Below are 26,456 nucleotides of genomic sequence, written 5' to 3'. Positions count from 1 at the left end.
ATCCTTACCGTTAAACAGCGCAGATGTAATATCCAGGGTTCGCTCTGAATACTTGTGTAAATCTACCTCTGATCAACCAGTTTAATTGACGGCACGACTTCGGCGGGACCGATTCCGAACTCGGATTCAAGGTAACCCACAATCTGGGCGACACAGTCATCGACCGGATTTTTGGCCGTATCGACGAGAAGTTCGGGTGACGACGGTGCCTCGTAGGGAGCAGAAATTCCGGTAAACTCAGAGATGTCGCCCGCCCGGGCTTTTTTGTAGAGCCCCTTCGGATCCCGCTGCTCGCAAGTATCGACATCGGCACGGATGTAAATTTCCCTGAACGAGTCTCCCGCGGATGAGCGCACGCGATCCCGATCGGCCTGGTAAGGCGAGATAAAGGCCGTGATGCAGATCATGCCGGCGTCGGCAAACAGTGACGCAACTTCGCCGACCCGGCGAATGTTTTCTGTGCGATCTTCCGGAGAGAAACCAAGATTGGCATTCAGTCCACCGCGCACGTTATCGCCGTCGAGCACATAAACATGGTAGCCCCTATTGAACAGCTGCTGTTCGACCTGCATCGCAAGGGTCGACTTTCCGGCACCTGAAAGACCAGTGAACCAAATGACCCCTCCTTTGTGCTGGTTTCGCGTCGCGCGGCCAACCCGCGTGACGCGGTGATCGACTGACGTGATATTGGTGGCGCGCACCGCAAAGGCGCTGCGCTGGTCCGGGTAACCCTCCATCGATATCACGCCCCCTGCCACGGTCTCGTACCCGTCCACCAGAACGAAGCGGCCGCAGGATGCTATGTCACGATACTCGTCGAGAGCGACAACACTCCGGCAGCGGACAACGACCTCGGCAACAGCGTTGCGCGCAACCGTCTCGGCGTCTCGACCGGCAAGACTATCCGTGTCGATAACCCGCGTGATAGACTGGATCTGCACAGAAGTCTGCTGAGTGCCGAGCTTCAGGCTATAGTTCTTGCCGAGTGTCAGAGATTCCTGAGCCAGCCAAAACAGGGTCGCTCTGAAAACCGTGGTCAGCATCGGTGCATCTTCAACATGACTGCCAAGCGATCCCCGCTCGACGAAGATTTGCTCATCCAGAGTAACGCCGATTGATTGTCCTGCACGTGCTTCCAGAGGTGTGTCAGACCTATTCCAGCTTTCGATCGAGCGTACCTTTGCAGTCCGGTTTGAAGGCGAAAACAATACCTCGTCTCCGGGCTTTAATGTGCCGGCCTCAACCCGCCCGGCGATGATCCGCCGTGCGTCGAATTTGTAAACGTCCTGAACCGAGAAGCGCAGTGGTTGCGAGTCCGGGCGTGACGACGGCTGCAATTGATCGAGCGCCGCGACCACCGTAGGCCCGTCGTACCAGCGCATATTTTCCGACTGCGATGCGATGTTATCTCCGGCACGACCGGATAGAGGAATGACAATGCTCGGCTCGATACCGATTTCCGCAAGGTATTGCCTGATCTCAAGCGAAACTTCGTTGAAGCGTCGGGCGTCATAGTTCACCAGATCCATCTTGTTGATGGCAATCGCGACTTGCCGGATTCCCAGCAGATGCAGGAGATAGCCATGACGCCGTGTCTGCTCCCTGACACCTTCAACGGCATCGACGACCAAAACGCCGGCGTCTGCGTCGGCTGCGCCACTGATCATGTTCTTCAGGAACTCACGGTGACCCGGCGCATCGATGATCACGTAGTCGCGCTGAGAGGAACTGAACCAAACCTGGGTCGAATCGATAGTGACGGCCTGGTCGCGTTCAGCCTGAAAGGCATCCAGCGCAAAGGACCATTCGGTCTCCATGCCCCGGCGCAACGATACGGCCTCCAGTTCGGCGACCTTTTCGGGTGGGAGAGCCCCAGTGTCATAGAGCAAGCGGCCGATAAGGGTGGATTTACCGTGATCGACATGGCCGACCACAACCAGTTTCACGAGCGGCTTTTCGCTACGCTCATTGGATTTCTCGAACATCCGGTCAGCTCCTACATATAGCCTTGTGTGCGCAACCGCTCGAAAGCGTCTTCGCGCTCGTGGTCCATGGCGCGCCCCGACCGTTCCGAGGTCGTGGTCATCTTTAGTTCGGAAATGATTTCATCGATGCTGGAAGCATCCGACTCTACCGGAGAAGTAATGTCTTCATCTCCCAGCGAACGATAGCGTTTGCCGTCCTGCGCAAAGTACAGCGGCACAAGTGGGATGTTCTCCCGTTTCGTATAGAGCCAGATATCCAGTTCAGTCCATTGCAGCAACGGATGAATGCGGATGTGTGTGCCGGGTGGGAAATCGGTCTTGTACTGGTCCCAAAGCTCCGCGGGCTGCGCACGAAAATCCCAGGTGCCGGTTTCATCACGCGGACTAAACACCCGCTCCTTGGCCCGCATCGCCTGCTCGTCCCGCCGGATACCGGCAACTATACCCTTGAAGCCGTATTGTTCGATCGCTTCAGCCAACCCCGCGGTCTTACGCGCAGCCGAGCGGGCCGCAGGCGGCAAGCCAGGATCCATCTCCTCGACGGGCGGGCATGTCCCACGGATCAGGTCCAGCCCCCACTCGCCTTCGTAGCGGTCTCGAAACGCGTACATCTCCTTAAATTTACGTCCGGTATCGACGTGCAGGACCGGAAAGGGCACGTGACCGAAGAAGGCCTTGCGTGCCAGCCAGATCATGACGTTGGAATCTTTACCGAAAGACCACAGCATCGCCATGGGTTCGATCGTGTTGTAGGCCTCGCGCAGGACATAGATCGACTGCGCCTCAAGTTCGTCTAAGCGATTCATGAGAGATCTTCAAATTCGGTTTGTTGATGTCAGGGGTGGGCTAGCCTTGCGCCAGCAGTGGAATCGAGTCTGTTGCTTCAGTGCCTCGTGATGTCCTTGAAAGAGAGAACCGGGATCCTGGAATTGGATCCTGCTCTCACCATCCGCCGTGACTTCAAAATAGCGCGCTGAATTAATTTGTCAAAACTAAATGTAAAATAAATTTTATTCACATATATATTTTGTTATTATTGATTGTAAGTTTTGAAATCGTCGCTTCCAACCGAAAAATCATTCCGTAGAACGTCGCAGTGCCGCCGTCACTTCAATCAGAACCGGCGCGTTCCGCGGCAGACTGCGGGCCCCAATCACAGAACGGGAATGCCGCCCCTTTTCTCCAAGCACGTCTTGCAAATAGAGCGAAGCTGCGTCAGCGACTTCGGAAATCTCCATAAAGCCGGCCGTATGTGCCACAAAACAATTTAGGCGCAGCAACCGCTTGATGTTTTCGAGGCCACCTGCCGACTGGTTGAGCCACGCAAGCGTCTGTTCCGCGCATATACGGGAGGCACATTTCGCATCGGACAGGGAAACCTCCGACCCGACCAGTCCGCTATAGGCCAGCCCGCCATTTCGTTTTGGAATCTGTCCGGCAACATAAGCGGTACGCTCATGCACTGTGACTGGATCGTATGCGAATATGGTCGGCTCGGGGTTTGGAAGCGATCTTGCCAATTCGCCGAGGCTTAGCAGTTCTGGATCATTGTCGCTTGAAGCTGAAAGTTTACCGTCCTCCATCACGCGCCCCCCAAAATGAAGACCGTCCCTGCCGGTACCTCTGAGTGAACCATACGGCGCAGATCGAAGCGACCGCGGCGACGTTGGCAAGCAAATCAGGCGCGACAAGAAATGCCGCGGCCGCAAACAAGAGCGTCCGGCCGAACCATCCCAACCGCCCTCCGCCCAGCCATCCGGTCAAAGCAATGGCGAGACAGACGATAGCAACTGCCGAGCGAGCGACCACCAGGATCGTTTCCCCCCACTCGCCCTGTCCCAGCAATTCGGGATTGGCGACGAACAAGAACGGAATCACATAAGCGGGGATGCCCAGCATGAAGGCGCGCCAGCCGACGGCAGAGGAACTCACACCGGCGATGGGCGCCGCTGCGAAAGCCGCGACGGCAACGGGCGGTGTCACCTGGCCAAGAACGGCATAGTAGAAAACGAAGAGATGTGCGGCCAGGGGATCGGCACCCAGGTCCACCAGCGCAGGTGCGACCAAAGTTGCCTGAATGATGTAAGCAGGCGTGGTCGGCATTCCCATGCCGAAAACGAAAGCGGCAAACATCGCCAGGACCAGAGCAATGTTAAGATCGCCCCCCGCAAAGGAGGTGACCAGACTGCTGAAGCGAAAGCCCAATCCGGAAATCTGGACAATGCCGACGATGATCCCAGCTGAGGCGCAGGCAACGGCCACGACGACTGCGGCCTTGGCTCCCAACTTTAGCCCAGTAATAAGAACCTGTGGCGAAACGAAAGTGCTGCGCCGCAGGAAAGGTGTCGCCAAAGTCGCGACCACACCGTAGAAGGCGCATAGGCTCGGCGTATAACCCAATATGAGGAAGGTCACGATCACAACGAGCGGCAACAGGAAGGTCCAGCCTGACTTAAGTTCCCGCAAGGTTGCTCCCCGTTCGCTTACTTCCAGCGGCTGAAGGTCGTGCTTCAATGCCTCCCAGTGCACAGCTACAAACAGGGAAAGGAAAAACAGCACTGCCGGGATAACCGCAGCCAGCGTGACCTCCTGATAGCTGATGCCCAGAATGGCGGCCATAAGAAAGGCGGCTGCGCCCATGATCGGCGGCGTGATCTGTCCACCGGTCGAAGCTACCGCCTCCACAGCACCTGCGAAGGCCTTGGGATATCCCAGGCGCTTCATCATCGGGATCGTGAGCGCTCCGGTGGTCGCAACGTTCGCCACCGAACTGCCCGACATCGTCCCCATCAACGCGCTGGCAATAACCGCCATCTTGGCCGGTCCGCCGCGCGTCGCTCCCGTCGCCACACGGGTAATGTTGACAAAGAAATCACCGCCGCCGATGACCTGCAGAACCGCACCGAACACCACGAACAAGAATATGAAGTCGGTCGAGACGCCCAGCGCGATGCCGAAGATGCCCTCAAAGCTGAAGTACATTTGATCGACGAATTCGTTCATGCCCACACCGCGATGAGCGAGCGGCCGCAGGAACTCGACGTGCCGCAGGTAAGGACCGGCAAAACCGTAAGCGATAAAAACCAGGCACAAGCCCGTAATTGTCATCCCGAGTGAGCGGCGCGTCAGCTCCAACACCGCGACGATCGTTCCGATCGCAACAAAAAGTTCGAGCGACGTCGCTTCAAGGGTCCAAGGCGGCCGGACCACGATCTCCCTATGGAACCATACGAGATAGCCGACACAGAACACCGAAAGAGCGATAAGTGCGGCGTCGATCCATCGCTGGAACGACCCTGTCGCAGCCCTGTAGATCAAGTATCCGATCACCAAAGCAAACAGCAGGTGCGATCCCCGAAGCACCAGGTTGGGAACCAGAAAAAAGGGCGAGGCCGCAATCAGATGGAACGCCGTCATTGCGATCGCCAAAACACCTGCGATCCTATCTGACGTGACATACATTCCGGCGGCCTCCAGTTACAGGGTTGATCGGGATTAGTTCAGCGTCGGCTGATCGACAGGGATCTTTTTCTCCTGATAGAACTTCAACGCACCAGGATGCAAAGGAACGGCCATACCCCGTCCCGACGTCTCTTCGTCGATATAGTTCAGCAGGGAATGTACCTTCTTAAACTTATCCAGGTTCGACCAGATCGATGCTGTCACTTTGTAGGCGACCTCGTCGGGCATCTTCTCGGATGCAAAGAGGTAGGTCTTCGTGCCAACGGACAAGGCCGGCTCAGTCTGCCCCTTGTAGAGACCCGCCGGCAGCGTGACTTTCTCAAAGCCTCCCCCGTGCGCCGCAAGATAGGCATCGAGCTTCGCACCGTCGAACGAGAGAACACGGATCGGGCGCGCGACTTCTGTCTGTAGCACAGTCGTGTGCGGATAGAGCGCAACCCACATCACCGCGTCGAGCTGTCCGTTACGCAGCCCGTTCTGAGACTCTTTCCAGCTGAGTTTGTGCAGTGTTCCGCCATCCGCTTCGATATCATCCGGTGTCATGTCATGGATCTGGAGCAGATTTATGAAGGCGTTCCACGAGGTCTGTCCGGGTTGACCCGCGCTAACCTGCTTGCCCTTCAGATCCTGGATCGTGTGGATATCGGAATCTGCAGCCACCCAGATCTGAATTGCGCTTGGGAAAAAGGTCATGAGCCCGCGGACGTTGCGGATCGGCTTTTCAGGAGTCGCCGGATCCTTGCCATGCCAGGCGTCGGAAGCGTTGCTCGCCGAGGTGATGCCCAGGTCCGCCTGACCGCTCGACACCCGCAATAGGTTTGGCCCTGAACCACCTGGCTGAACGTCGATCAGGCTTTCGCTAAAGGACTTCCGCAGGATATCGCCCAATCCGGTTGCAACGACGTTAAAAGTACCGCCGCTTGGCCCGCCGCCGATAGTAATGAACTCAGGATCCTGTGCTTGAACCGGGCCGGAATTGATGACCGCCGAGGACAGTGCCAGAGCACCGATCGCCGCCAGAAAGACCCACCGTTTTGTATCGTTGACCATTGAATGCTTCCTCCTTTTATTGCTTGAGGAAAAGCATCCTTCGCAGGCGGTAAGCACACAATGGGGAAAATATATAATTCAAATATAATTATCTTATTTATAGAATTTTACTATAAATAAATCTACAGTTCCTATTTCAACCACTGAGGTTTGATCGTCTCTCTCATCTGCTCAGCCAGGCTTGCCGCCGCAGGCGATAGACTGCGACCGCTGCGGGTGACGAGGCCCACTTCCCGATAGAGGGGCGGATCGACGAGTGTCCGGAACACAAGATCAGCCTGGTCGCTTCTCATCGCCAGCTCGGGCAACGCCGTGACGCCGAGACCTGCCTTGAGCAACGCCAGCACAGTCGCAATATTTGAGCCCTCGATTGATGGCGCGGCGATATTGGGCGGTGCCGCAGGCACCTTGTCGAGGAGCGGTCGAATGCCCGTATCCGCACCCAGCGCAATAAAGGGAAACTCACCGAGTTGATCCCATGTCATCGGCCCGGCGTCGCTGGCCAAAGGATGATCGGAACGCATCACGGCGCCGAAGGGATCGCGGAGCAAGGTCTCGAACTGAAGGCCTTCGGCATCTTGGCGACATCCCGCGACGCCGAAATCCACTTCGCCGTTTCGCACGCGTTCCCATACGCCCGCGGTATTGTCATCGCGTAGAGAAATCCTGATGTTGGGATAAGCGGCAGAAAAACTGGCGATGGTTTTCGGCAGGATGTTCGCAGCAACCGAGGGAAGCACGGCAATTGCCACACTCCCACGGCGCCGTTCCGCGATGGCCTGCAGGTCCGATACCGCTGTATCGAGGTCTGCGATCAATCGTTCGATAACCGGCAGAAACGCCTTGCTCTCGGCAGTGAGGTACAGCTCCTTCGTTGTCCGGTCGAAAAGCTTAAGGTCTAAGGTGGTCTCGAGTTGTTGGATCGCTGCGCTGACGGACGGTTGTGACGACGCCAACATTTCAGCCGCGCGCGTGAACGAACGCTCACGCGAAACGGCGATGAAAGCCCGCAACTGAGCCAAAGTAATTTTCATAACGCAGCCGCCCCAGTCATCACACTCTAACCGTCTAAGATAGAGGTCGATGCTAGAGACGATGCCAACTTAAGGCTACGCCCGTTTTGCGCTTGCGTAATTGTAAGGCGAAGAGTAGCCGGCTTTATTGACTTTTAACCGACGCGTCAGAGTAGAGCTCGCTTTTCACACCGAGATAACCGTCCCACGCAAACCAATAGGCGACATGTCCGGCCACGCGGGGAAGCCGGGTACCGTCGGGGCCAACGATACGGTTTTCACCGATTTTCCATTGCCCGCCGGGGCCTGTAAGGAAATCCGGCTGTTCGCTTTGCATGAAGGACAAGCCGTTGCGCTCGTAGGCCCGGACGGTTCGGGTCGAAGCATCGCCTATGAGAACCACGTCGAGGTTTCCGACCCTGTCGTTGATCACTCTTACGTCCTGAAAGGCGTCAAGCGGCCAGGCCTTGGCAGCGCCGAAGTCGCGAATACCGAAAACGTATTCCTTGCGCTTGACCTCGTTCTCCCGCGCAACAACTGCCGGGAACATCAGATCGGGACTGGTGAAATAGGTGTTATAGACAACACCGGAATCGTAGTTGCGATTGTGGCCGGTGTTCAGAGAAAGAACCTTGGTATCCGGGTTCTTGGATTTCCAGTTCTTCCATGAGGTAATGGCAACAGGCCGAATCTTGAGCTTGATACCACTGCCAACGAGAGGGCCGCTGACCGGTTCGCCCGTGAATTGGTTCCAAAGACTGTCGGTGCGCCGGTCGAACATCAGCTTGTTCGAACGATAGAGGAAACCGGACGAACCAAAGACAAAGGGCGCCTCCTGCCCTTCCACTTGGGTCTCGAAGAGGATGCCGGCACCGCAGAGCGTACAATAGGCCAGAGCAACCGGCACGCCGCCAATCACTTCGTTGAACATCTCGTGCCAACCCATGATCCGTAAAGGATAGGCCCGGACATCGCCGTTAATCGAAACGCCGAAGACCAGATCGTCGTCCAGCAAGTAGTCAGCATCCTGGGAATCAATCAGTTCCGGGTCGTCCAGTGAAGGAATGCCATCAACGACAACACCGCCCCAGGTGATTTCCTCAAGCCGGATTTCCATGTTTTCCGGCAAAGAGCGCTCGCCGCCGACGAAGCGAAGGAATTCCCGGTCGAGACGCGAAAACAGCTCGATCTTTAAATCCCGGTAGCTTGGATGCGCGGCGATCTCGGGATTGGCTTCCTGCCAAAGCATGCCGTCGAACCAATCCGTAGCGTCATTCCCTGTCAGGCGTTTGAAGGCGTCACTTATCTCCGCATCGGCCCCGAAATAGCGCATGGCCATGACCAGAGCCGGTGCAACATCGGCCTGTCCACGCGCCACAAGATGCCGGAGGGCGATCGTGCGTTGATCCGCAGTGCCGAAAAAAACATCTCTGCTGTAGTCGGCAATCGCCTTATCACTCAAAGGCGCCGATTGCACCATAGCAGGCTTACCGGCTATCGCCGTTAACAGAAAGAATGCTCCAAAAATCGATGCGATCGTCCTGGGCACAGACCCGCCTCCGCTCTATCACCTGTGGAGGCATAGTTAGGACAGAATTCCACCATCGAAATGCCGTATCACAGGCTTGTGTTACAAGTTGAGATGCCGCGGCCGGCATAGCGAAGCCTAGAACTTTGCGGATTCAGGCGTTAGTTGCGGGTCGGGACGCATCCGCCAGGGATGCTTTTGCGACAAGCGGTCTTTTAGTAGCAAAAACGGCTTTTCGACCGAAAAATGCAATGCGAAAGCCGCCAGAAAGGACAGCGCCCAAAAGCCGGCAAAGAAGCCCAGGAAGCCATCAAATCCCTGCTCGACTCTATATCCCGTCATGGCGAGCGCAAGCGGGACAAGGGGGATATGTATCAGATAGAGCGGATAACTGATGCGTGCGACGACGAGCAGGCAGCGATTGCCCAGCAGCAATCGGGGTGCCCCACCCTGAACTGCGGCCAAAAGCATGCCACCGAATGTGATCGAGAGCACCAGCGGCTGAAAGAGCTTTTCGTAAATGCCAGCCTCTTCAAGCAGTTCCCAACCAAAAAGCTGAAACAACAGCAGCAGCGCAGCCGCCCAAAATAACGGGATCGGCCAGCGCAGGCCCTGTTTTCTGCCGAAACCATAGTGCTCATGGCTGACGAATGCGCAAAAAACACCGACCGCCAAGCCGTCAAAAGTCAAATGAAAGGGGCTGCGAAAAACGGGAAAATAGGCACCGTATTCTGTTATCTCCGGATGCTGCAGATTCGTAACGACCCGCAACAGGAATGGCAGAAAAATCAGTCCGCACAGAAATGCATAGCGCCACACGCTTGATCCCGACCTGACCGCCAGAAGCAACAGAAAGGGCGCCAAAAGATAAAATTTTTCTTCGACGCCGAGCGACCAGAAGGCGACGACGATGTTTGCAGGCAGATAATCCTGAAGGAACAGCAGGTGATAAAAGACCCTGAACGACAGAAGTTCAGGGGCGATCTGGTAGAGCGGGACGACGCCCGCAACGACAAGAAGCATGACGGCGAGATAGGTCGGCACTATGCGCAGGGCGCGCGCACCAAGATAGAGCCGAAACTGCGCCAGAGGTGTTTCCGCCCCTCTGCGCAACAGATGGTGAGTGATCAGGAAGCCACTCAGAACAAAAAAAAGATCAACCCCGATCCAACCGTTCAAAAAGGGAACGGTGACATCGAAACCACTGAAATCAAGACGCTGTGCATCCCCACTAAATAGGGGCCAGACCGCATGCCGGCCCAGAACCAGCATCACAGCCAGTGCGCGCAAGCCGTCGAGCTCTGCGATCGCGCTTGTCGATCGAGGAAAGGCGAAATAGGCCGCAGCCGCGCCTGACGCTTCCGCTTTGCCCGCCAACCCGCCTCTCCTTTCCGCTCAGCTTTGTTTCAGACCGAGAGTTTTCTGGATGGGCGCTTTGCGCACCTTCCAGATCAGGGAATCGACGATGTAGTGATGAAAGTTGACGGCCTGGTAGACGACGATCAGCGACGGCAGCCCGAGGCTGTAGAAAACCGCCTCAAAACTATCGATCCCTCGATAGAGAATCGTCGTTACAGCGAAACACACTGCGAAATAAAGCCACCACCTGTTTGGTTGACTGATCCAGGACAGGAACTTTGCCTTGGGGTCGATCTTCCCTCGGAAGCGATTGCTGTTGAACAGCCAAACAAACAGCAGATATTGGGCATTGTGCCAGATGTTGATGACAAGCCAGCCGTATGTAACATCTTCGATATAGAGATAGCCGACGCCGAAAACGATAACATGCGAGGCCATATAGAGGCTGTGTGCGATCGCGCCACGGCCTTCCCAAAAGGCGCGGAGGCGAGCCGCCGTCCACAGCACCAAGGTGGCGATCGAAGCCACGGCAACGACGTCTACTAGCATCTCTGGGACGGGTATAACCTTGACCTCTAATCCCAGAAAAGTCTCCGGCGCCTGCCACGAGCGATAGAGAATCCCCCAGAGCGGCAAGAGATAGAACGCGAGCTTGGTAAGCGTTTCGTTTTCATTAACCAAGCCGTCGGATTTCCGACGATAGACCTGACTGACACCCCAGCTCTGACGCGCATAATGAAAGCACTGCCAATAAAGATAGATGCTCCCCAGGATCCACAACCCAAAACCCAGCGCGAGTCCCAGGGTCGCGCCAAGCACTAAAAAAGGCAGCCAGAGGATTAGAAAGCGATGCTGCTGAAAGCTCTCTCGATCAAAACACAGGCGCGTGTAAGTTGCGATGACATGGTGATACCCCAGAAGCCACAAATCGAGCAGCAGGATCGGAGCAAAAAGCTTTGGATTGGCGACCACGGCAGCGCCTGATGCCAAAGCGACAGCGGTCGTGCCGACTACAAAACTGACATCAAAGCTCGGACCACGCAGCCAGCCAACCGGGCGCGCCATACTTTCAGAAATCGAGGCCATGTTTTCACCTGGGTACAATGACCTCTTGGTCATATCGGACCACGGTGAAGATCGTGTTAACTATTGCTTTGCATTTGTGACGAAATTAACCGGTTACCGGCTATTTCACGGCGGCTCAACCGATCTACGGTCGCCTCCAATCAACTGAGCCAATGGCCTCCAACGCCGCATGAGTTGGTGTGCGCTTCAGGCTTTCTGGTTCAAGTGTCGAAAGTGTCGACATCGCCGACTATATCGTGGTCAAACCGGAGACAGTAAGCCGCGCGATTAGAAAACTCGAACAGGTGCGGTGGATCAGAATACCCGAGTCCGATCAAGTCTTTCTCGCCGATACCCCGGCAATGCGCCAGATCGCCAATGGCGGGAGGCCGCGGCAGTCGAGAAAGCGGGCGTAGCCCGCACCGCCTAAGCCTTCGGCTAGATACGCTTGGCAACCTCCTCCAGCATGACCTCAGTTGCACCACCGCCAATCGCCTGAATGCGCGCGTCGCGCGTCATGCGCTCGATTGGACATTCGCGCATGTAGCCCATGCCGCCGTGAAACTGCAGACAATCGTACATGACCTCATTGACCAGTTCGCCGCAGTAGGCCTTGACCATGGAGACTTCTTTTACGACTTCTTCTCCAGCCGCATCCCGAACGGAAGTGGCATAGACAAGTTGTCGGCCCGCCTCGACTTTGGCAGAGAGCATCGCTAAACGCTGTCGGATCGCCTGCTTCTCCCATAGCGGAGCGCCGAAGGCTTTCCGTGTCCGGACATAATCCAGCGTGAGATCGAGAGCGGCTTGAGCTTCACCCATAGCCATAGCCCCCAGCACAATGCGCTCGTTTTGAAAATTCCGCATGATCGCGTAGAACCCCTGCCCGACTTCACCGAGCACAGAGTCGGCCGGCACGACGCAATCTTCGAAAACAAGTTCTGCTGTATCGGAACAACGCCAACCGTGCTTGTCCAACGCGCGGCTCACCGTAAAACCGGGCGCGCCCTTTTCGATTAGGAACATGGTTACGTTGTTACTGCCCTCTTCCTGGCTGAGCGTTTTTGCGGCGACACAGTAGAGATCGGCATGAACACCGTTGGTAATAAACATCTTCGCGCCGTTGAGTACGAAGTTGTTTTCTTCAAACCGTGCCGTCGTCCGAATGGACTTCACGTCTGAGCCCGCGTCTGGTTCGGTTACGGCCACTGCGGTGATCAAGTCCCCGGAAATGATCCCAGGCATATAGCGCTTGCGCTGCTTATCGCTCCCAGCATTGAAAATGTGAATCGACGCCATATCGGTGTGAACCAACGCAGTAATTGCAAAGCCCGAATAGGTCGAACGGCCGAGTTCCTCAGCCAGAACGACTGTCGCCCGCGTATCCATGTCCGAACCACCATACGCCTCGGGATAGCGAACCCCGAACAACCCGATGGCCCCCATTTTGCGCAATGTCGCACGCGGTACCATGCCGTCGTTTTCCCAGGCATCGGCGAAAGGCAGAACTTCTTCCGCGATAAAGCGCCGGATCTGATCGCGCAGCAGTTCATGTTCAGCAGTAAAATAGATGCCGTCGGGCAAACCAGATCTCCTCAGACTCTAAGATGCAAAGATAGAAGGCTGACCACGTCCTCGATTATTTCAAACAAGAACGGTCACCAAAGGCACACAGCCGCCTGCGTAATGCCACCTTTGCCATTCACGTATTGTGGCCTGGGGCCTTCACGAAATTCAAGACTACGGATTGTGCAGGTGTAAATACTATGCGGGGAAAGTCCAGGTGCGTGCTGCCGAGATCGTTCGAACGTTAGCGTGATCAGAAGCTGCCGATCGCATGTAACCCAATCAGAAACTTACTCACTCCAGGGGGGTTAAACGCGCTATTCAAGACCAGCGCTCGATTGCAGCATTATGATGCAATCCTGCCCTGCGCTCTTAAGCTCCGCACAGATCCTCGAAGCGCCGTTCCGCCCCAGGCTCTCGTCCGTCAGGATTCGGAAATAGGGAAGTCCTGCAAGATCCGCTTCCTGGATGCCCAGCGCCATGCCTCCCAGAAGTTCGGCAAATTGCAGCTGCAGCTTCTCGCGCATCTGCGACGCTTTTTCGGAAGTCCGCAATGCCGCAAGCTGAATCAAAAAGCGATCTTCGTTAGTGTCATCGGCAACCGGCACTTCGAGATTGGCGGTCTGCAAGCCTTTTGTCCCGACAGACTCTTCGATGGCTTCAAGCAACGCCGCATTTTCTGGCACCGGAGAGCCCTCAGCAAGGCTGTTTTTGCTTTGTTCAGCCACACTCTCACTCGAGTCAGTCGAGGCGGCAATGAGGTAAGAACCGTCAACACCAGATTCGCTTTGCTGCTCGTCTTGCACGATGACTTTCAGTGTGGGCGCGACCATATCGGGCTTCACTGAATCCGATTTAACAACTCCCGTTTCCGCCTCTTCGATTTCTTCATCAGGTCCGCCCAAGCCTGCCACGGTCGAGATTTTATTCAAAATACTCTCGTAAGAAACGCCGTCTTTATCAGCGCCGCTCTGCAACTGCAGCAACTGCGTCCATAAACCACTTGGCAAACCTACAATCGCCAAGACGACCGCCGCTGCCAACGCGTATCGCCTGACTCCCTTTTGCCGAGAAGGCAGTCTTTTGGCATCCAACTCGATAACTTCGGCACTATCAGATACCGGTTCAACAGGTGGCTGTGTCTGTCCGGGTATATCGGAAGCTTCCTCATCTTTGCTCGGCTGCGCAGGCGTTTCCGCAGGAGCAGTAGAAGACGGTTCATCGTCTGCTACATCCTGCGGCGCAGCAGCATCCTCGCCTATTTCCGCACCAGATTCCAACGCTTGCCGCGATGAGGCCACCTCAGACACTACGGCCTCCAGGGCGTCTTCTTCACCCGCTGTCAGCTCAGGCTCGTCCTCCGCCGGTTCATCTGTTTCCGCGACATTTTTACTCTCCTGCTCTCCCCCCGGCTCCTCCTGCAGGTCCGTTTCCTTATGGTCTTCCGGATCCGGATTCAAAATCGCCGCAGTGATCAAGCCTTCCTCGGTCATATCCTTCAAGACAGAAGCAACAGCGTCTTCATCGATCCGGTGGAGGTCTTCAAGATACCCAAGGAGTAAGAGACGATCACAGAGCAGATTGATGCGCCTCGGGAGTCCGCCGCTCAATCGATGTATCTGATGGAACGCTTCATCCGAGAATGTCGGATCGTCCTTCCAGCCAGCCTGCAGAAGACGATGCAGAATGTAGTTGCGTGTCTCGTCCTCACTCAATGCGCCCAGGTGACAAGACGTAATGATCCGCTGACGCAATTGCTCGAAGTTGGGGTCGGCCAGGATATCTTTGAACTGCGGTTGGCCGACGAGGAAAATCTGTATCAGCGATCGGCCCGGGAGGCTGAAATTTGACAGCATCCGCAGTTCTTCAAGCGACGACTCAGGCAAGTTCTGAACCTCGTCGACGAACAGAACCGGACGCCGCCCAATCTCATGCTGCTCTTCCAGGAAGGTCCGGATGTTAAGCAGGAGCGTCACCTTGTCGGCTCCCTCCTGATCGACATCGAAGGCGTCGGCGACCAGACGCACGAGATCCTCGTGCTCAATGCAGGTGGTCACGACGTTCCCGGCAACACATCCCGATTGTTTGAGATCGGAGAGCATGTGATTGACCAGCGTGGTTTTGCCTGCGCCGACCTCGCCGGTAATCACCACGAACCCTTCGCCCTGGTTCAGGGCATAGTCCAGATGGGCCACAGCTTTTTCATGCGGTCCGGCCACATAGAAGAACCGGTGATCCGGGTTAAGCCGGAAAGGAAATCCCTGCAGGTTGTAGTAATCGACGTACATTAATTCCAACCCAACAAAAGAGACCCCGCCCCTTCAAGCAGCCCTGAATTATGCATGCTTGTCATTGCTCCTGTTCAGCCTGCCAGCGCATGAACAGCTTGAAGAGTTCCTCCTTGCTGGCCTCGTCCGAAAGCTGCTTTGAGAGCGCAGGTGCCTGAGATGCCAGGAAGACATCAAAAGCCGCTTTCGTGCCCTTAGCATCAGAAACGGTCATGATGTTTTCTTTAAGCCAGCGTTCCGCAGGCTGGTAACGGTTCCAACCTGGAACAACAGCCGTGAGGCTGACTTCCTGCCATTTTCGGTGACGCGGCGGGCTCTGAAACTCCGCAAATCTGGAAAAAAACTTATCGATGAAATTGATGGTCTTCTGGCGCCGGGGATGACCTTGCGGCCAGTTGTAAACGGCCATGACTGCACCGACCGCTAGTGTCTTTATCTGCTCGCCCTCAGCGACCAACTGCGGATAATCATCGTTGGAAAATCGCGACGGCAGGTAGGTGTCGAGAATGGCGTCGGTCAGCGGCACAGACATAAGACGAATACCGTTTGCCGCTTGGATGTCCTTGAACAGCTGGGCCGGTTTTCCGGCGACATAGACAAGCCCTGCGATTTCACCCGATTTAATTTTCTCGACTGCAAGCCCTTGATCGAAGGAGACAGGCTGGGCATCGACATTGAGCTTTTCGAAAACAATCGAGGCCGTCATATAGGTTCCGCTGCCCTCGACACCAAAATTGACCTTTTTGCCAGCCAGGTCCTCGATTGACTTGATGCCTTCGCCAACGAGCAGATGGAATTCCTCGTTATAAAGTTTGGTGATGTATTGGATGCGGCTGTCGATCGTTGGATGCCGGTTCGATTTCTTTACGAAGGCAAAAACGTCTGACTGGACAATCCCGATATCGATCCCCTTCAAATAAAGAATGTCGTCGATATTTTGCACAGATCCCTTCCCCATGATGGGCAACACCCGGAGGTCTTCACCATTATCGAGCACCGATGCGAGATCCGTGGCAATGCGGATGTAGGTGCCGCCAATACCACCCGAAATAATCCCAACCGTTCCCTTGTTGATGCTCTCTCTTAGGTCCTGACCAACAGCACTGCTGCCGGCTGCGATCAAAGAAAGAACGCCGACCATTGCCCCGCTTAGCCATCTCAACATTATCAATCTCCCTGACTGTCTTATTTTTGCTTCATAGTTCGAGTTGCCGGCACGAACGCCCAAAGCGAATCGCTATTGATCTCGCCATTCCTTCAACGCTTTGAGATTGGCAACTGCAGCCGAGTCCCCGGCATCGATAGCAATGCGATACCATTCCTCAGCTTTCTCGGGTTTTCCCGGCGCTCCCACCACTTCCAAACCTTGAAGGTAAACCGGGTCATAAGTCCGGCCGATCGCCGTCGCCGCTTTCGGATTACCGTCATCCATTGCGAGTTCATAAAACAGACGGGCAGATGCGATATCGCCCAGAGCCAAGAGCTTGTCGCCACGCTGTATGTAGGTGTTATCCGTCGAACCTGCCGGCGCTGGGATGAGCTTCGAACTTGGCGACTTGGCCGCGACAATGGTTTCTGCAGAACTTTCGGCGGGTTTGTTGACGACCGGATCCGGCGAAGCTGCTTCAGCAATGGCCGCCTCTTTGGCGCGCAGCGCATCTTCAGCCACAGTCAGCGAAGTTGTCAGCTTGATAATTTCCTGACGAGCCTCCAAAAGCTGCTCAGCCTGCTGCACGGCTTCGCCGCTCGCCACCGCCGCTTTTTCTTTCCAGCTTTCGATATCCTGTCGGGCAATCGACAATTCCTCATCCAACTTCGCACCGTTTTCAGAGGCTAGAGATTGCGTTGCTTCAAAGCGTTGACTGAGCTCGGCCAGATCGGCTGCCAGGCGTTCGCTCGCTTTTTTAGCATCCGAGAGTTCGGCACTACGCTCTGTCGCCACGTCTTCCCACAACTTTGCGGCGGCAGTTATGCGTTCGCTCTCTCTCTGTGTCGTTTGTACATCTTCTTTGAGCTGCGTGATGACTTTCTGCGCTTCGGTCTGCGTCGCCTGCCCGCTTTCAGTCAACATCTGCTCCGAAGCGGTCAACCTTGCGATCTCCTGCTGCGCCTGCGCCAAGTCTGCCGCAAGCTTTGACACACCAGCAGCAGCCTCCTGTTCACTCGCCGTCAGGTTTGTTTGAACAGCGGCGAGTTCCGCCGTAAGCCGGTCGACATCTTGTTGTGCTGCTTTGAGACTTTCTGACTTCTCATCGTCGTTGGACTTGGAAAGCTCCGCAGCAGATTTCAAAGTGCTGATTTCCTGGCGTGCAGTTTCTCGATCCTGAAGCAGACCTTTGATCTCCGCCGAAGATGCTGTTTCCCTTTCCTTAACGGTGACTAAGGAAAGATCCAACTGGCTCACTTTGTCCTGCGCGTCCGACAGCTGTTGCTGTGCAGCGGCTAACTGTTCCTTCAGTAGAACCGCTTCTTCGTTCGACGTGGCTGCTGCAGCCTTTAACTCTTCGATGTTCTGCTGCGCCGCAGCTTGGTCTTTAAGCAAGCGTTCAATCTTCGACGAAGCAGAGGCTTCCTTCTCCTTGGCAGCGGCCAGAGCAAGGTCAAACCTCTCGATTTTCTCCTGTGCCTCCGCAAGCTGTTTCTGGGTAGAAGCCACCTGTTCATTCGCTTGGGAGGCCTCTTTGTCTGACACCTCGGCTGCTGCCTTCAACTCCTCCATAGTTGCGAGGGCAGAGGTCTGATCCCGACGCAAGCCTTCAATCTCTGCCGAAGCAGCGGCTTCCTTTTCTTTGGCTGCAGTCAGGGAAAGGTCCAACTGCGTTGCACTCTCTTGCGCGCCTGCAAGCTGTTTCTGAACAGTGGTTATCTGTTCTTTCAGCTGGGCTGCCTCTTTGTCCGATGTCTCGGCTGCAGCCTTTAATTCGCCGATATTCTGGCGTGCGGATGCCAGTTCCTGCACCAGCGTTGACGTCTCCGCCGCCGCCGCGGATTTTGCCGCCTGAAGCTCATCGCGAGCTTCCGTTTCAGATAACTTGGTTTGGGCAATCTCCCGCCGAAGCAAATCGACCTCATCGGCCTGTTCGGCCGCTTGAGACTTGGCACTCTCCAACGCCACGGAAAGATTTTTAATGTCCAGGTCGGCGGCTTGAAGTTTTTGTTGCAGGACGAGCACGATGGTCGGCACGGCCGCTGGCGCGGCTGCGGGCTTCTTTGGAGACTCAGGTGCGACGCCGGCTGCCTGGAGTCTGCGAACCTCTTCTTTGGCTTTGCTATGCCCCTGGTCCGCCGCGCGTTGATACCAAGCCAGAGCCAAGCCCTGGTTTTGCTGCAGCAAAAGGCCCTCGTTTCTTAGCTGACCAATAACGAACTGCGCGGATGAGAGGCCGCCTTCTGCCGCCTGCCGCAGCCACTTGGCTGCAAGCGCGCTATCTTCTTCGGTTCCATCGCCGCGAAAATACGCCAGACCAAGCGCATACTGAGCCTGCCGGTCTCCAAGTCCAGCTGCAGTGCGCCAGAAATCGACGGCGCGCCGCTTGTCAACCGCGACACCGCGGCCTTCGGCATAGAGTTGTCCAAGATTGTTCTGCGCGGCAGCGACACCCTGTTCGGCTGCAAGACCGTACCATTTGAGTGCCTGATCAAGGTTTTTCTCAAGCGGCGGACTGCCCTGTTCATACATCCAGCCAAGCCTGAACTGAGCCTGTGCGTGGCCCTTTTCAGCCAGCGGCTCCCAGATTTCCTTCGCCCGTACTGCATCACCTGTCAGCAGCGCATCAAAGCCGGTCTCGAAGGATCCCGACCACACCGGATTGGACCAAACAAGGCTGAAACCAAAAATCGCTGCAAGCGCCAACTTGAACTCGATACGACGCATAGTCCAAGTTCCCCCAAAAAACACAACGTAGACATATTATTATAGCATTTCTCATATGCAAACATATCAAAAGCACTGTGCCGCGCTGTTTTTCGGTCAAATAGCGGTTACCGAAGGATTTCTCACAGACGATTTGCCCGATATTTATTCCCTTTTTAAGTGTAATTTGTGACGGCAAGATACAGGAACAGACGGCTCGCCTCTTTTTACGGGCCTCCGCCGCAGATCAGCGATTACGGCCAGGTACGTCAGTGCAAATTGAGTTCAGGACTCTTGTGTTCGTGCGATCTCAGTTTCGAGAAAAAACAGGCGGTCCTGCCCCAAAAAGGGTACATCGCGGAAAATGTAAAATGGCGAACCGAAGACTCCCCGCTCCACGGCAAGTTCAGTGTTACTTTGCAACTGAGCCTGAGTTTCTTGGCGCAGGGCGGTCTGACAAAGCGTTTCCGGATCAACGTTCAAGCCGGCACCGGCAATCAGTTCACGCATGACCGCTTTATCCGCAATGTCGCGATCGTCACGCCAAAGCGCCGCCAGAACGTCGTGGCTGAGACGGTCGGCATTCAACCCCATCGCCTGCGCGGCGATCACCACACCTGAAGGAAGTTCACGCGTGCCATAGTGATGCTTGGGGTCGAGTTGAATGGGAATCCCTAAAAGATCGCTCCAGCGCTGATACTCAATCTGCGTGTAACGTTCGCGGGCCGGAAACTTCTCGTAGGCGCGCGCTCCGGCATAGGTACGATCGGAGGGACGCGGATCATGAAGACTGTTATAGGCTTCAATCACCTTGCCCAAATCGACCGGATAGTGACGGATGACCACGCCATACTTCCGCGCCATCGCATTGAGTCTGGCTGCGCCTAGGTAGGTGAAGGATGAGCGGATGGAATAGAAATAGTCGATCGTATCTTCGGTCATTCAGGATAATCTCCGGTCTGGGCGCAGGACGGCATGCTCACTCCAATGGGCCAAAGAGTACAATGCGTCTGAGCAAATGCCGGAAAGATCTGACGTGAAGAAACCGAGACTGTCAATCCGGCGTATTTCCCCTGCAATTCTGGAGGCTGGAGATGATTCTGAGGCCGGATATGGTTTTGGGGCAAGACGGGACCGACACCAATTTCAATGCCCAAAGTCAGTCTGATTTTGATCTAAGGTAAGTATGAAATTGAGTATTGGCGGACGCGGAGGCACCCGCCAATACTCATATTTAGGCTTTCGGTAATGATTCGGCGTTACGAGAACATGTCGCTGGTAATGGCTTGATACCAGCCTTCGGCTTCGCGCGCCGTCTTCACCCGCACGCTACTTTCTTCACCCGTACTTGAGATAAAGCCGTCGACCTTGACGACCTTGTCTCCTTCCGCCCGGTAATCCGCGCCGACCTTAAAGGAATCCTGTTCTGCCCCCAGCGACCAACAGGTATTGCGGAACCGCGGCTCGAACTGGCGTGAACCCGTCAGTGCCTTCCGCACCGCCTGGGACACAACCTTCGCCTGGCTGTTGGCGGAAAAAGCCGACTTGGGCATGGCACCGTTGATGCAGGCATCGCCGAGCACATGTACGTTGGGCACCAATGCGGATTCAAAGCTGGAGGCATCTTTGATCGGACACCAGCCGCTGTCGTCCGTCAGGCCGGCAATCTGTGCGATCTTACCGGCTTTCTGGGCCGGTATTGGATTGAGCACCTGTCCTTTGAAGCTTGCCTTCTCCGTAACGATCTCACCGTTACGAACCGCCTTAAGCGCGCCGACTTCCTTGCCGGGCAGCCATTCGACCATTCCCGGATAATGGGTCTCCCAGGCCTCCCGGAACAGGGCCTGCTTAGAATGCTTGTCTTTCGGATCGACGATCAAAATCTTCGATTTCGGTTTATGAGTTTTGAGGTAGTGCGCCACCGTCGAAGCCCGTTCGTAAGGTCCCGGAGGACAACGATAGGGATTGGGCGGCGGCGCCATCAGGAAGACGCCGCCGTCGTCCATGGCTTCAAGTTGTTTGCGTAACAGAGCGGTTTGCGGTCCGGCCTTATAGGCATGCGGCATTTCGTTGTCGGCCATAGACTCGTCGTAACCGTCAATCAGATCGTAGCGGAAATCGATCCCGGGCGCAGCCACCAAGCGGTCATACTCAATTGTAGAACCGTCGCTCAAACCGACAGTTTGCGAGGCAGCATCGACGGATTGCGCGAGCGCATGCACGACCCGAATGCCGTAACCGCTTTCCAAGCCTTTATAGTCATGGGTGATCTGATCCATGGTGCGGAAGCCACCAAGATACCAGTTCGAGAAGAAACAGGTGGTGTAGCGTTCGCTGGCCTCGACCAGCACGACGTCGATGTCGCCCTTGCTGTCCTTCGCTAGATAGCGGGCGACGGTTGCCCCGGCCGCACCGCCACCGATGACCACGACCCGTTTGGATGCGGCCCGCGCAAGCGATGACATCGATGCCGCCGTAACTGCCGCGGCGCTGACACCAAGCATTCTTCTTCGAGATATCGTCATGATTTTCCTCCCTTTTATGGAAAACACGCGAAAGCAATCAATTGGGCTTTCGGTTTACTTTCCTCGCGGCTTACTTGGACTTCTGTGCCGCAAACCACGCAGCCAAGGCCGCAATGTCTTCATCGCTAAATGAGCGGGCAACCATCTCCATAGCGTGATTTTCCCTGAACCCGTCGCGATAATCAGCCATGGCTTCGATGAACTCGGCCTGATCCAGACGATGGAAAGACGGGATACCGCTGTCTTCCTGCTGTGGCTGGTGGCAACTTGTGCATTCCTGAGCCAGATACTCACCGAGCTCCAGGTCCTGTGCGCTGGCCTCCGCCATCGCGAAAGCCAGCGGAAGCATCGAAATCGCGCCGAGACGCCACAAACGCGTTACGTAAAACATTGTCTCTCCCCATTCGATCCGGCCACTCCAACATTGTTATGTTTGGTGGCCTCTTATGTTTTTGTATCTAGACTACCAGTTATCCGGCACTGCTGTCCGCGCCTCCTCGATCAAGCGCGGAATATCCGGCGAGGTCAGTGCCGTAAGGAAAGCTTCCAGGTCCCTAAGGTCCCGGTCACTTAATTCCAACGGCCGGATCACGGGATCCAAGCCGTCATGAGCACGGCCTCCCTCGTTGTAGAAACGCAAAACGTCCTTTAACTGCGCAAAACCACCGTCATGCATGTAGGGCGGTGTCACAGCTACGTTCCGCAACGACGGTGTCCGGAATTTCCATCTGTCGTCAGGGTCCTGAGTCACCTCGTAGCGCCCCAGATCGGGCTGTTGTTTCTCACTCACTGAAGCGATGACGGCATGAGGTACCGGATAGACAACTCCCGGCGCCACCTCGACTTGCTGATGATCGCGCGGTGTCTGGCGCTGCTGTTCCCGCCACCAGCCATAGCCGATGTCGTGAAATGCATTGTCCGTGAAAATCGCATGTGTTTCTTCGATCAGATGACAGCTGACGCAGCCAGCCTTTCCTTTGAAAAGCCCCAAGCCGCGTTTCTGTGACGCGTTCAAAGCACGTTCGTCACCCTGGTACAGCCAGCGGTCAAAGGGACTGTTCCCGGCGATCAGGCTGCGTTGATAGGCCGCGAGCGCCTTGCCGATCCGATCGAGTGACGGACCGCCATCAAAGTTGGCCTCGAACGCGCCCCGATAATCTTCAAGGCTGCGGAGCAACTCCACGACATAGCCGGCTGAGGGATTGGCCATCTCGTTCCGCGCGACCAATGGCGCGATATATTGGGTTTCGAGAGACGTGTCCCGCCCGTCCACGAAGAGGACTCGATAAAACGCCGCGTTCAACACGGTAGGCGCATTCCGCCGCACAGTCCGGCCTTCGACTCCAACAGCCGTCTGCAATTCCCAATTCGCGAAACCCTGCTCCGGTATGTGGCACATGGCACAGGACATGGTTCGATTGATGGAGAGCCGGCGATCAAAAAAGAGTTTTCGGCCCAGCGCAATTTTTCCAGGTGTCGGCTGGTTCTCCTCCGGGTGATTAATTTTCGGCAATCCCAATACTGGCTCGCTAGCCCGGCGGGAGGCCTCTTCCGCCCAGCTGGATTTTGTGTCCGCTGCCTGCAACGGACTACCGGGAATGAGCAATACACCAGCCAGCAGGATGGCAACGCCATTCACAAAAACCCGTCCTGCCGGCACCGTCTGCACTTAGCTGACCTCCTCCATCATCAAGGTTTCGATGTCGGTCATAAGAAGACGCGGGTCGATCATGCCAAGGCCGTAAACATTGCGGATCCTTCCGGAACGGTCGACCAGATACATGCGCAGCAGATGATTGATGACGTCTTCGTCGCCGGAGCGGTCGATCGCCTGTCCAAAACCATCGATGATCGGCTTCAGAGCCCTATTGCCGGAGGTCGTCAGAAACCGCCAGTCGAGCTTGCTTTCCTTTTCGGCATCGCTCAAAACCGGATAGGCAAAACTCGCCATAGCTTCCGGTGTATCGCGCTCGGGATCGAAGGAGATCGTGACCAGCTGCACATCGTCGCGCAACGCCGGTAACTCCGCACTGGCTTCGTGAATGTTGAACAGGGTCGACATGGCGATCGGGCAACCGTTCTCGTCACTGCAGAGAACATACACAAAGCTGACCAGGGAAATCTTACCTTTCAGCAGCCCGGCGAGTTCCGTTTCTCGGCCCACAAAGTCGAGAACCTGACCATCTGGCGCCTGCTTTAGCGGTGGCAGCGCGTAACTGCCAGGCACGGGAGGATCGAAATTATACTCTTCTGTCTTCTCGAAGAGATCGGCGAAGTTTCCAGCCTCGGCAATGACCGGATATACCTGTTCTTCTTGCCGCCAGTCTCTCGTCCCTACAGCAAGCCCGATACCGGCGATGAGAAGAACCCCAAACGAAACCAGCAAGCTTGCGCCTAAGCGCCGCTGCGAGCCTTCGAGATTTCCATTAGATAACACTGCGTATTTCATGCCAGCCCTCCATCGCGTCTGATCCGAAAAAAAGCTGGACCGGAGAACCACCCCGGCCCAGCACGGGAGGATCAGCTTGAATAGAGTTTGCTGCTGCCAAACCGCATGATGTGCGCGCGGCCGAGGCCTTCCTTATGGAAATCGATCGAGAATTTTTCGATCAACTCCTTGCCGTTCCAATCGTAAGCCTTCAGGAACTGTTCGTTGTCAGCGCCTTTTTTGTCCCAGTTGGCAAGCAGCGAAGAGGTGAAATAGACCCGCTTTCCGTCCCAGCTCTGCGACACCATGTTGACCTGGCTCGCGATCTTCTTTTCATAGACCTGCTTCGGCGCATGTGGATCGGAAATATCAAACAGCCGGGTCATGCCATCGAGGAAGGAATTGATCCAGAGATGCTGGTCGTCAGCCGCGATAGAGATGTCGACCGGCAGAGGCACCTTGGAAGGATCACCGATGTCCGCAACCGGCTTCGAATGCCACTCCCCCTCGTCATCCTCATGAATGAGCCAGAGCTTCGACGTCAATGCCGTCGTGGTGAAGGCATAGTTGCTGTTCGGGCCCCAGGGGAAACGGATTTCCAGCGGCGCGCCGGGCACATGCATGACCTTCTTCGGCTGACGCGTATGCAGATCCCACTGCACCACCGTCTGACCGAAGCGCTTCATTGCCGCTTCGTCCTTCAGCATCTTCCCGAAATCCATCATGTAATTGGACCAGCCGGTAAAGGATGATGTGAGCATGATGTTTTTACGGATGAGAGCGCGCACGTCGTAACCGAAACCATCGACCACCGGACTGTCGATCTTCGCGCCCTGTGGGTTCTCGGCCGTCGGCATCCAATAGGTCGCGACGTAATCGCCTTCATTGGTGTATTCGACCAGTGCCGTACGCCCGCCGTGATCCTTGTCATTGGACAGTGCCGTAATCATCATGCGGCCAGGCAGTCCGTAGAAAGTGTGCGGCCCCACGGCACCGCCTGAATCCTTTACAAAGCTGTCGACAACCTTGTGCAGCTTCGGTTTGGCCGCGTCGGAATGGATGTCGAAGATGAAGATCTTGTTGGTGTCCAGACCGCCAGCCCAGAAATAACGCCGATCCGCCGAAAAGCCGCCGTGATGGGCCTCGTTGAGCCCACCCACCGAGAGAGACGCGATGACCTTTCCATAGCTGTCTGATTCCGGACGCACATCGACCGTCACCAGTTTGTCGGATTCATCGCCGACACCGGCTTCACCCAGCGTCCAGACGTAGACAAATTCTTCCTGGCCGGTGATCTTGGGCATGTAAGGCGACTGGCAGGTTTCATCGGCTATGACCGGTGTCGTCCCAAAGGCGAATAGTGCGACAAAGCCTGCCGCAAGCTTGTTTTTAAGCTGTTTCATGACGCTCCTCCCGTTTGCGCGTAATTTGAAGGTTTTCCGGGGTGCGCCTTCGGCGTCTTACCCCGGTTTTTCTGTCACTGGTGTAACTGCTCGGCCTCTAAGAGCGAGCAGTGTTGAATCGCCGCTGAAGCGCGTACTGCCGTATCTTTCAGGATTGGAACCAGAGCACCCACGGGCCTGCCGTGAATTCGTTTTGAAGGGCCGACCACACCGAGGCTGAAAACCGCCCCCAGCCGATCGACCATGATGGGGACTGCTACGCTCACCACACCTTCGTCAATTTCGCCGTCGCATAACGCGTAGCCCTGCCCTTTTGTCTCCTCCAGATCGGCGAGAATGTCTTCACGCCGCACCCGCGTGCGATCGGTATATTCCGTCGGCATAGCACCGATCAGATCATCGCGAATGTCTTCCGGAGCGTACGCGGCGATCACCTTAGCCGACGAACAGGCATGGGCCGGGCGCTCGCCCATTCCGGGGTAGATGAAGGCCAGGTTGGGGTCCTGGGGAGTCTCGACGTGAATAAGGTCAACGCGGCCACCTCTGAAACGGGAGAAAAACCCCGTCTCACCGACCTGCACGACCATGTGTTCCATCACGCTGGAGATTGCACGTTGCACGTGGCCGTCCGGCTTACCCAAAAGTGCAATCCGCACCAAGCGCATACCGATGGTATAACGTCCGTCGTTTTCGGGGGCTTCCAGAAAGCCGCATTTTTCGAGTGCCGTGACCAAACGATAGCAAGTCGGACGAGGCAGGCCTGTTAATTTCGCAAGACTCCCCACCGCAACCGGTTCCCCGATCGCTGTTACCGCTTCAAGTATCTTTGCATAGCGATCCAGCATGTAGTGTCTCTATTTCCGGACATTTGTCTCACATATCATTATTTATGAATATTTGAATATGTCAAGAAATTTGACGAACTCTGAGC

Annotated in this window: 21 protein-coding genes; 1 reads left to right on the top strand and 20 read right to left on the bottom strand. The window is 55.8% G+C overall.

Annotation, left to right across the window (positions count from 1 at the left end):
• Positions 1–62: 62 nt before the first annotated feature.
• The 9 genes from cysC to QMZ18_RS24410 form a co-directional block, all read right to left on the bottom strand.
• Complete coding sequence (gene cysC, locus QMZ18_RS24450) at positions 63–1,985, bottom strand: adenylyl-sulfate kinase (protein ID WP_282608997.1); 1,923 nt, start codon at positions 1,983–1,985, stop codon at positions 63–65.
• 11 nt (positions 1,986–1,996) lie between these two features.
• Entirely contained in the window at positions 1,997–2,791 is a 795-nt protein-coding gene (cysD, locus tag QMZ18_RS24445; protein WP_282608996.1) for a sulfate adenylyltransferase subunit CysD, read from the bottom strand.
• Between the two features lie 270 nt (positions 2,792–3,061).
• On the bottom strand, positions 3,062–3,568 hold the full coding sequence (locus QMZ18_RS24440; RefSeq protein ID WP_282608995.1) for a RidA family protein: 507 nt from the start codon (positions 3,566–3,568) through the stop codon (positions 3,062–3,064).
• Entirely contained in the window at positions 3,555–5,447 is a 1,893-nt protein-coding gene (locus QMZ18_RS24435) for a TRAP transporter fused permease subunit (RefSeq protein WP_282608994.1), read from the bottom strand. Before QMZ18_RS24435 ends, QMZ18_RS24440 begins: the two co-directional genes overlap by 14 nt.
• Before the next feature lie 33 nt (positions 5,448–5,480).
• A complete protein-coding gene (locus QMZ18_RS24430; RefSeq protein ID WP_282608993.1) occupies positions 5,481–6,497 on the bottom strand; it encodes a TAXI family TRAP transporter solute-binding subunit in 1,017 nt (338 codons plus the stop codon).
• Between the two features lie 131 nt (positions 6,498–6,628).
• Positions 6,629–7,531, bottom strand: a complete 903-nt coding sequence (locus tag QMZ18_RS24425) for a LysR family transcriptional regulator (protein WP_282608992.1) — start codon at positions 7,529–7,531, stop codon at positions 6,629–6,631.
• A 124-nt stretch (positions 7,532–7,655) separates the two neighbouring features.
• Positions 7,656–9,059 carry a DUF3179 domain-containing protein gene (locus QMZ18_RS24420; RefSeq protein ID WP_282608991.1) on the bottom strand — a complete coding sequence of 468 codons (1,404 nt, stop codon included), beginning with the start codon at positions 9,057–9,059 and terminating at the stop codon, positions 7,656–7,658.
• A gap of 117 nt (positions 9,060–9,176) precedes the next feature.
• Positions 9,177–10,415 carry an acyltransferase gene (locus tag QMZ18_RS24415; RefSeq protein WP_282608990.1) on the bottom strand — a complete coding sequence of 413 codons (1,239 nt, stop codon included), beginning with the start codon at positions 10,413–10,415 and terminating at the stop codon, positions 9,177–9,179.
• An 18-nt stretch (positions 10,416–10,433) separates the two neighbouring features.
• Positions 10,434–11,483 carry a hypothetical protein gene (locus QMZ18_RS24410; protein WP_282608989.1) on the bottom strand — a complete coding sequence of 350 codons (1,050 nt, stop codon included), beginning with the start codon at positions 11,481–11,483 and terminating at the stop codon, positions 10,434–10,436.
• Between the two features lie 179 nt (positions 11,484–11,662).
• On the opposite strand from QMZ18_RS24410, the gene QMZ18_RS37110 reads away from it, so the two are divergent.
• Positions 11,663–11,878, top strand: coding sequence for a helix-turn-helix domain-containing protein (locus tag QMZ18_RS37110; protein WP_367575959.1), 216 nt, complete (start codon positions 11,663–11,665; stop codon positions 11,876–11,878).
• Positions 11,879–11,900: 22 nt separating this feature from the next.
• On the opposite strand, the gene QMZ18_RS24405 is transcribed toward QMZ18_RS37110, so the two are convergent.
• The 11 genes from QMZ18_RS24405 to QMZ18_RS24355 form a co-directional block, all read right to left on the bottom strand.
• Positions 11,901–13,046: an acyl-CoA dehydrogenase family protein gene (locus QMZ18_RS24405; protein WP_282608988.1), complete on the bottom strand. Its 1,146-nt coding sequence runs from the start codon at positions 13,044–13,046 to the stop codon at positions 11,901–11,903.
• Between the two features lie 299 nt (positions 13,047–13,345).
• Complete coding sequence (locus tag QMZ18_RS24400) at positions 13,346–15,316, bottom strand: XrtA/PEP-CTERM system-associated ATPase (protein ID WP_282608987.1); 1,971 nt, start codon at positions 15,314–15,316, stop codon at positions 13,346–13,348.
• Between the two features lie 61 nt (positions 15,317–15,377).
• On the bottom strand, positions 15,378–16,481 hold the full coding sequence (locus QMZ18_RS24395; RefSeq protein WP_282608986.1) for a TAXI family TRAP transporter solute-binding subunit: 1,104 nt from the start codon (positions 16,479–16,481) through the stop codon (positions 15,378–15,380).
• Positions 16,482–16,553: 72 nt separating this feature from the next.
• A complete protein-coding gene (locus QMZ18_RS24390; protein ID WP_282608985.1) occupies positions 16,554–19,190 on the bottom strand; it encodes a hypothetical protein in 2,637 nt (878 codons plus the stop codon).
• 264 nt (positions 19,191–19,454) lie between these two features.
• Positions 19,455–20,111, bottom strand: coding sequence for a 2-hydroxychromene-2-carboxylate isomerase (locus QMZ18_RS24385; protein WP_282608984.1), 657 nt, complete (start codon positions 20,109–20,111; stop codon positions 19,455–19,457).
• 317 nt (positions 20,112–20,428) lie between these two features.
• The gene (locus QMZ18_RS24380) at positions 20,429–21,694 is read right to left on the bottom strand and encodes an NAD(P)/FAD-dependent oxidoreductase (protein WP_282608983.1); all 1,266 of its coding nucleotides are present in this window, start codon (positions 21,692–21,694) and stop codon (positions 20,429–20,431) included.
• Between the two features lie 70 nt (positions 21,695–21,764).
• Complete coding sequence (locus QMZ18_RS24375; RefSeq protein ID WP_282608982.1) at positions 21,765–22,085, bottom strand: c-type cytochrome; 321 nt, start codon at positions 22,083–22,085, stop codon at positions 21,765–21,767.
• Between the two features lie 72 nt (positions 22,086–22,157).
• A complete protein-coding gene (locus QMZ18_RS24370; RefSeq protein WP_282608981.1) occupies positions 22,158–23,363 on the bottom strand; it encodes a cytochrome-c peroxidase in 1,206 nt (401 codons plus the stop codon).
• Positions 23,364–24,143, bottom strand: coding sequence for an SCO family protein (locus QMZ18_RS24365; RefSeq protein ID WP_282608980.1), 780 nt, complete (start codon positions 24,141–24,143; stop codon positions 23,364–23,366).
• Between the two features lie 71 nt (positions 24,144–24,214).
• The gene (locus QMZ18_RS24360) at positions 24,215–25,525 is read right to left on the bottom strand and encodes a selenium-binding protein SBP56-related protein (protein ID WP_282608979.1); all 1,311 of its coding nucleotides are present in this window, start codon (positions 25,523–25,525) and stop codon (positions 24,215–24,217) included.
• Between the two features lie 74 nt (positions 25,526–25,599).
• A complete protein-coding gene (locus tag QMZ18_RS24355) occupies positions 25,600–26,370 on the bottom strand; it encodes an IclR family transcriptional regulator (protein WP_282608978.1) in 771 nt (256 codons plus the stop codon).
• Positions 26,371–26,456: the final 86 nt, after the last annotated feature.

Origin of the sequence: Pelagibius sp. Alg239-R121 (genome assembly GCF_947331435.1) — a bacterium.
In the GTDB taxonomy this organism is placed as follows: domain Bacteria; phylum Pseudomonadota; class Alphaproteobacteria; order Kiloniellales; family Kiloniellaceae; genus Denitrobaculum.
Note: the sequence above shows the minus strand (reverse complement) of the source record. Positions and strands in the feature narration are given on the sequence as shown.

Bases quoted from the DNA above. Each gene is read 5' to 3' on its own strand.
- cysC (WP_282608997.1), bottom strand. From the start codon at position 1,985: ATGTTCGAGAAATCCAATGAGCGTAGCGAAAAGCCGCTCGTGAAACTG.
- cysD (WP_282608996.1), bottom strand. From the start codon at position 2,791: ATGAATCGCTTAGACGAACTTGAGGCGCAGTCGATCTATGTCCTGCGC.
- QMZ18_RS24440 (WP_282608995.1), bottom strand. From the start codon at position 3,568: ATGGAGGACGGTAAACTTTCAGCTTCAAGCGACAATGATCCAGAACTG.
- QMZ18_RS24435 (WP_282608994.1), bottom strand. From the start codon at position 5,447: ATGTATGTCACGTCAGATAGGATCGCAGGTGTTTTGGCGATCGCAATG.
- QMZ18_RS24430 (WP_282608993.1), bottom strand. From the start codon at position 6,497: ATGGTCAACGATACAAAACGGTGGGTCTTTCTGGCGGCGATCGGTGCT.
- QMZ18_RS24425 (WP_282608992.1), bottom strand. From the start codon at position 7,531: ATGAAAATTACTTTGGCTCAGTTGCGGGCTTTCATCGCCGTTTCGCGT.
- QMZ18_RS24410 (WP_282608989.1), bottom strand. From the start codon at position 11,483: ATGGCCTCGATTTCTGAAAGTATGGCGCGCCCGGTTGGCTGGCTGCGT.
- QMZ18_RS24400 (WP_282608987.1), bottom strand. From the start codon at position 15,316: ATGTACGTCGATTACTACAACCTGCAGGGATTTCCTTTCCGGCTTAAC.
- QMZ18_RS24395 (WP_282608986.1), bottom strand. From the start codon at position 16,481: ATGTTGAGATGGCTAAGCGGGGCAATGGTCGGCGTTCTTTCTTTGATC.
- QMZ18_RS24390 (WP_282608985.1), bottom strand. From the start codon at position 19,190: ATGCGTCGTATCGAGTTCAAGTTGGCGCTTGCAGCGATTTTTGGTTTC.
- QMZ18_RS24385 (WP_282608984.1), bottom strand. From the start codon at position 20,111: ATGACCGAAGATACGATCGACTATTTCTATTCCATCCGCTCATCCTTC.
- QMZ18_RS24380 (WP_282608983.1), bottom strand. From the start codon at position 21,694: ATGACGATATCTCGAAGAAGAATGCTTGGTGTCAGCGCCGCGGCAGTT.
- QMZ18_RS24375 (WP_282608982.1), bottom strand. From the start codon at position 22,085: ATGTTTTACGTAACGCGTTTGTGGCGTCTCGGCGCGATTTCGATGCTT.
- QMZ18_RS24365 (WP_282608980.1), bottom strand. From the start codon at position 24,143: ATGAAATACGCAGTGTTATCTAATGGAAATCTCGAAGGCTCGCAGCGG.
- QMZ18_RS24360 (WP_282608979.1), bottom strand. From the start codon at position 25,525: ATGAAACAGCTTAAAAACAAGCTTGCGGCAGGCTTTGTCGCACTATTC.
- QMZ18_RS24355 (WP_282608978.1), bottom strand. From the start codon at position 26,370: ATGCTGGATCGCTATGCAAAGATACTTGAAGCGGTAACAGCGATCGGG.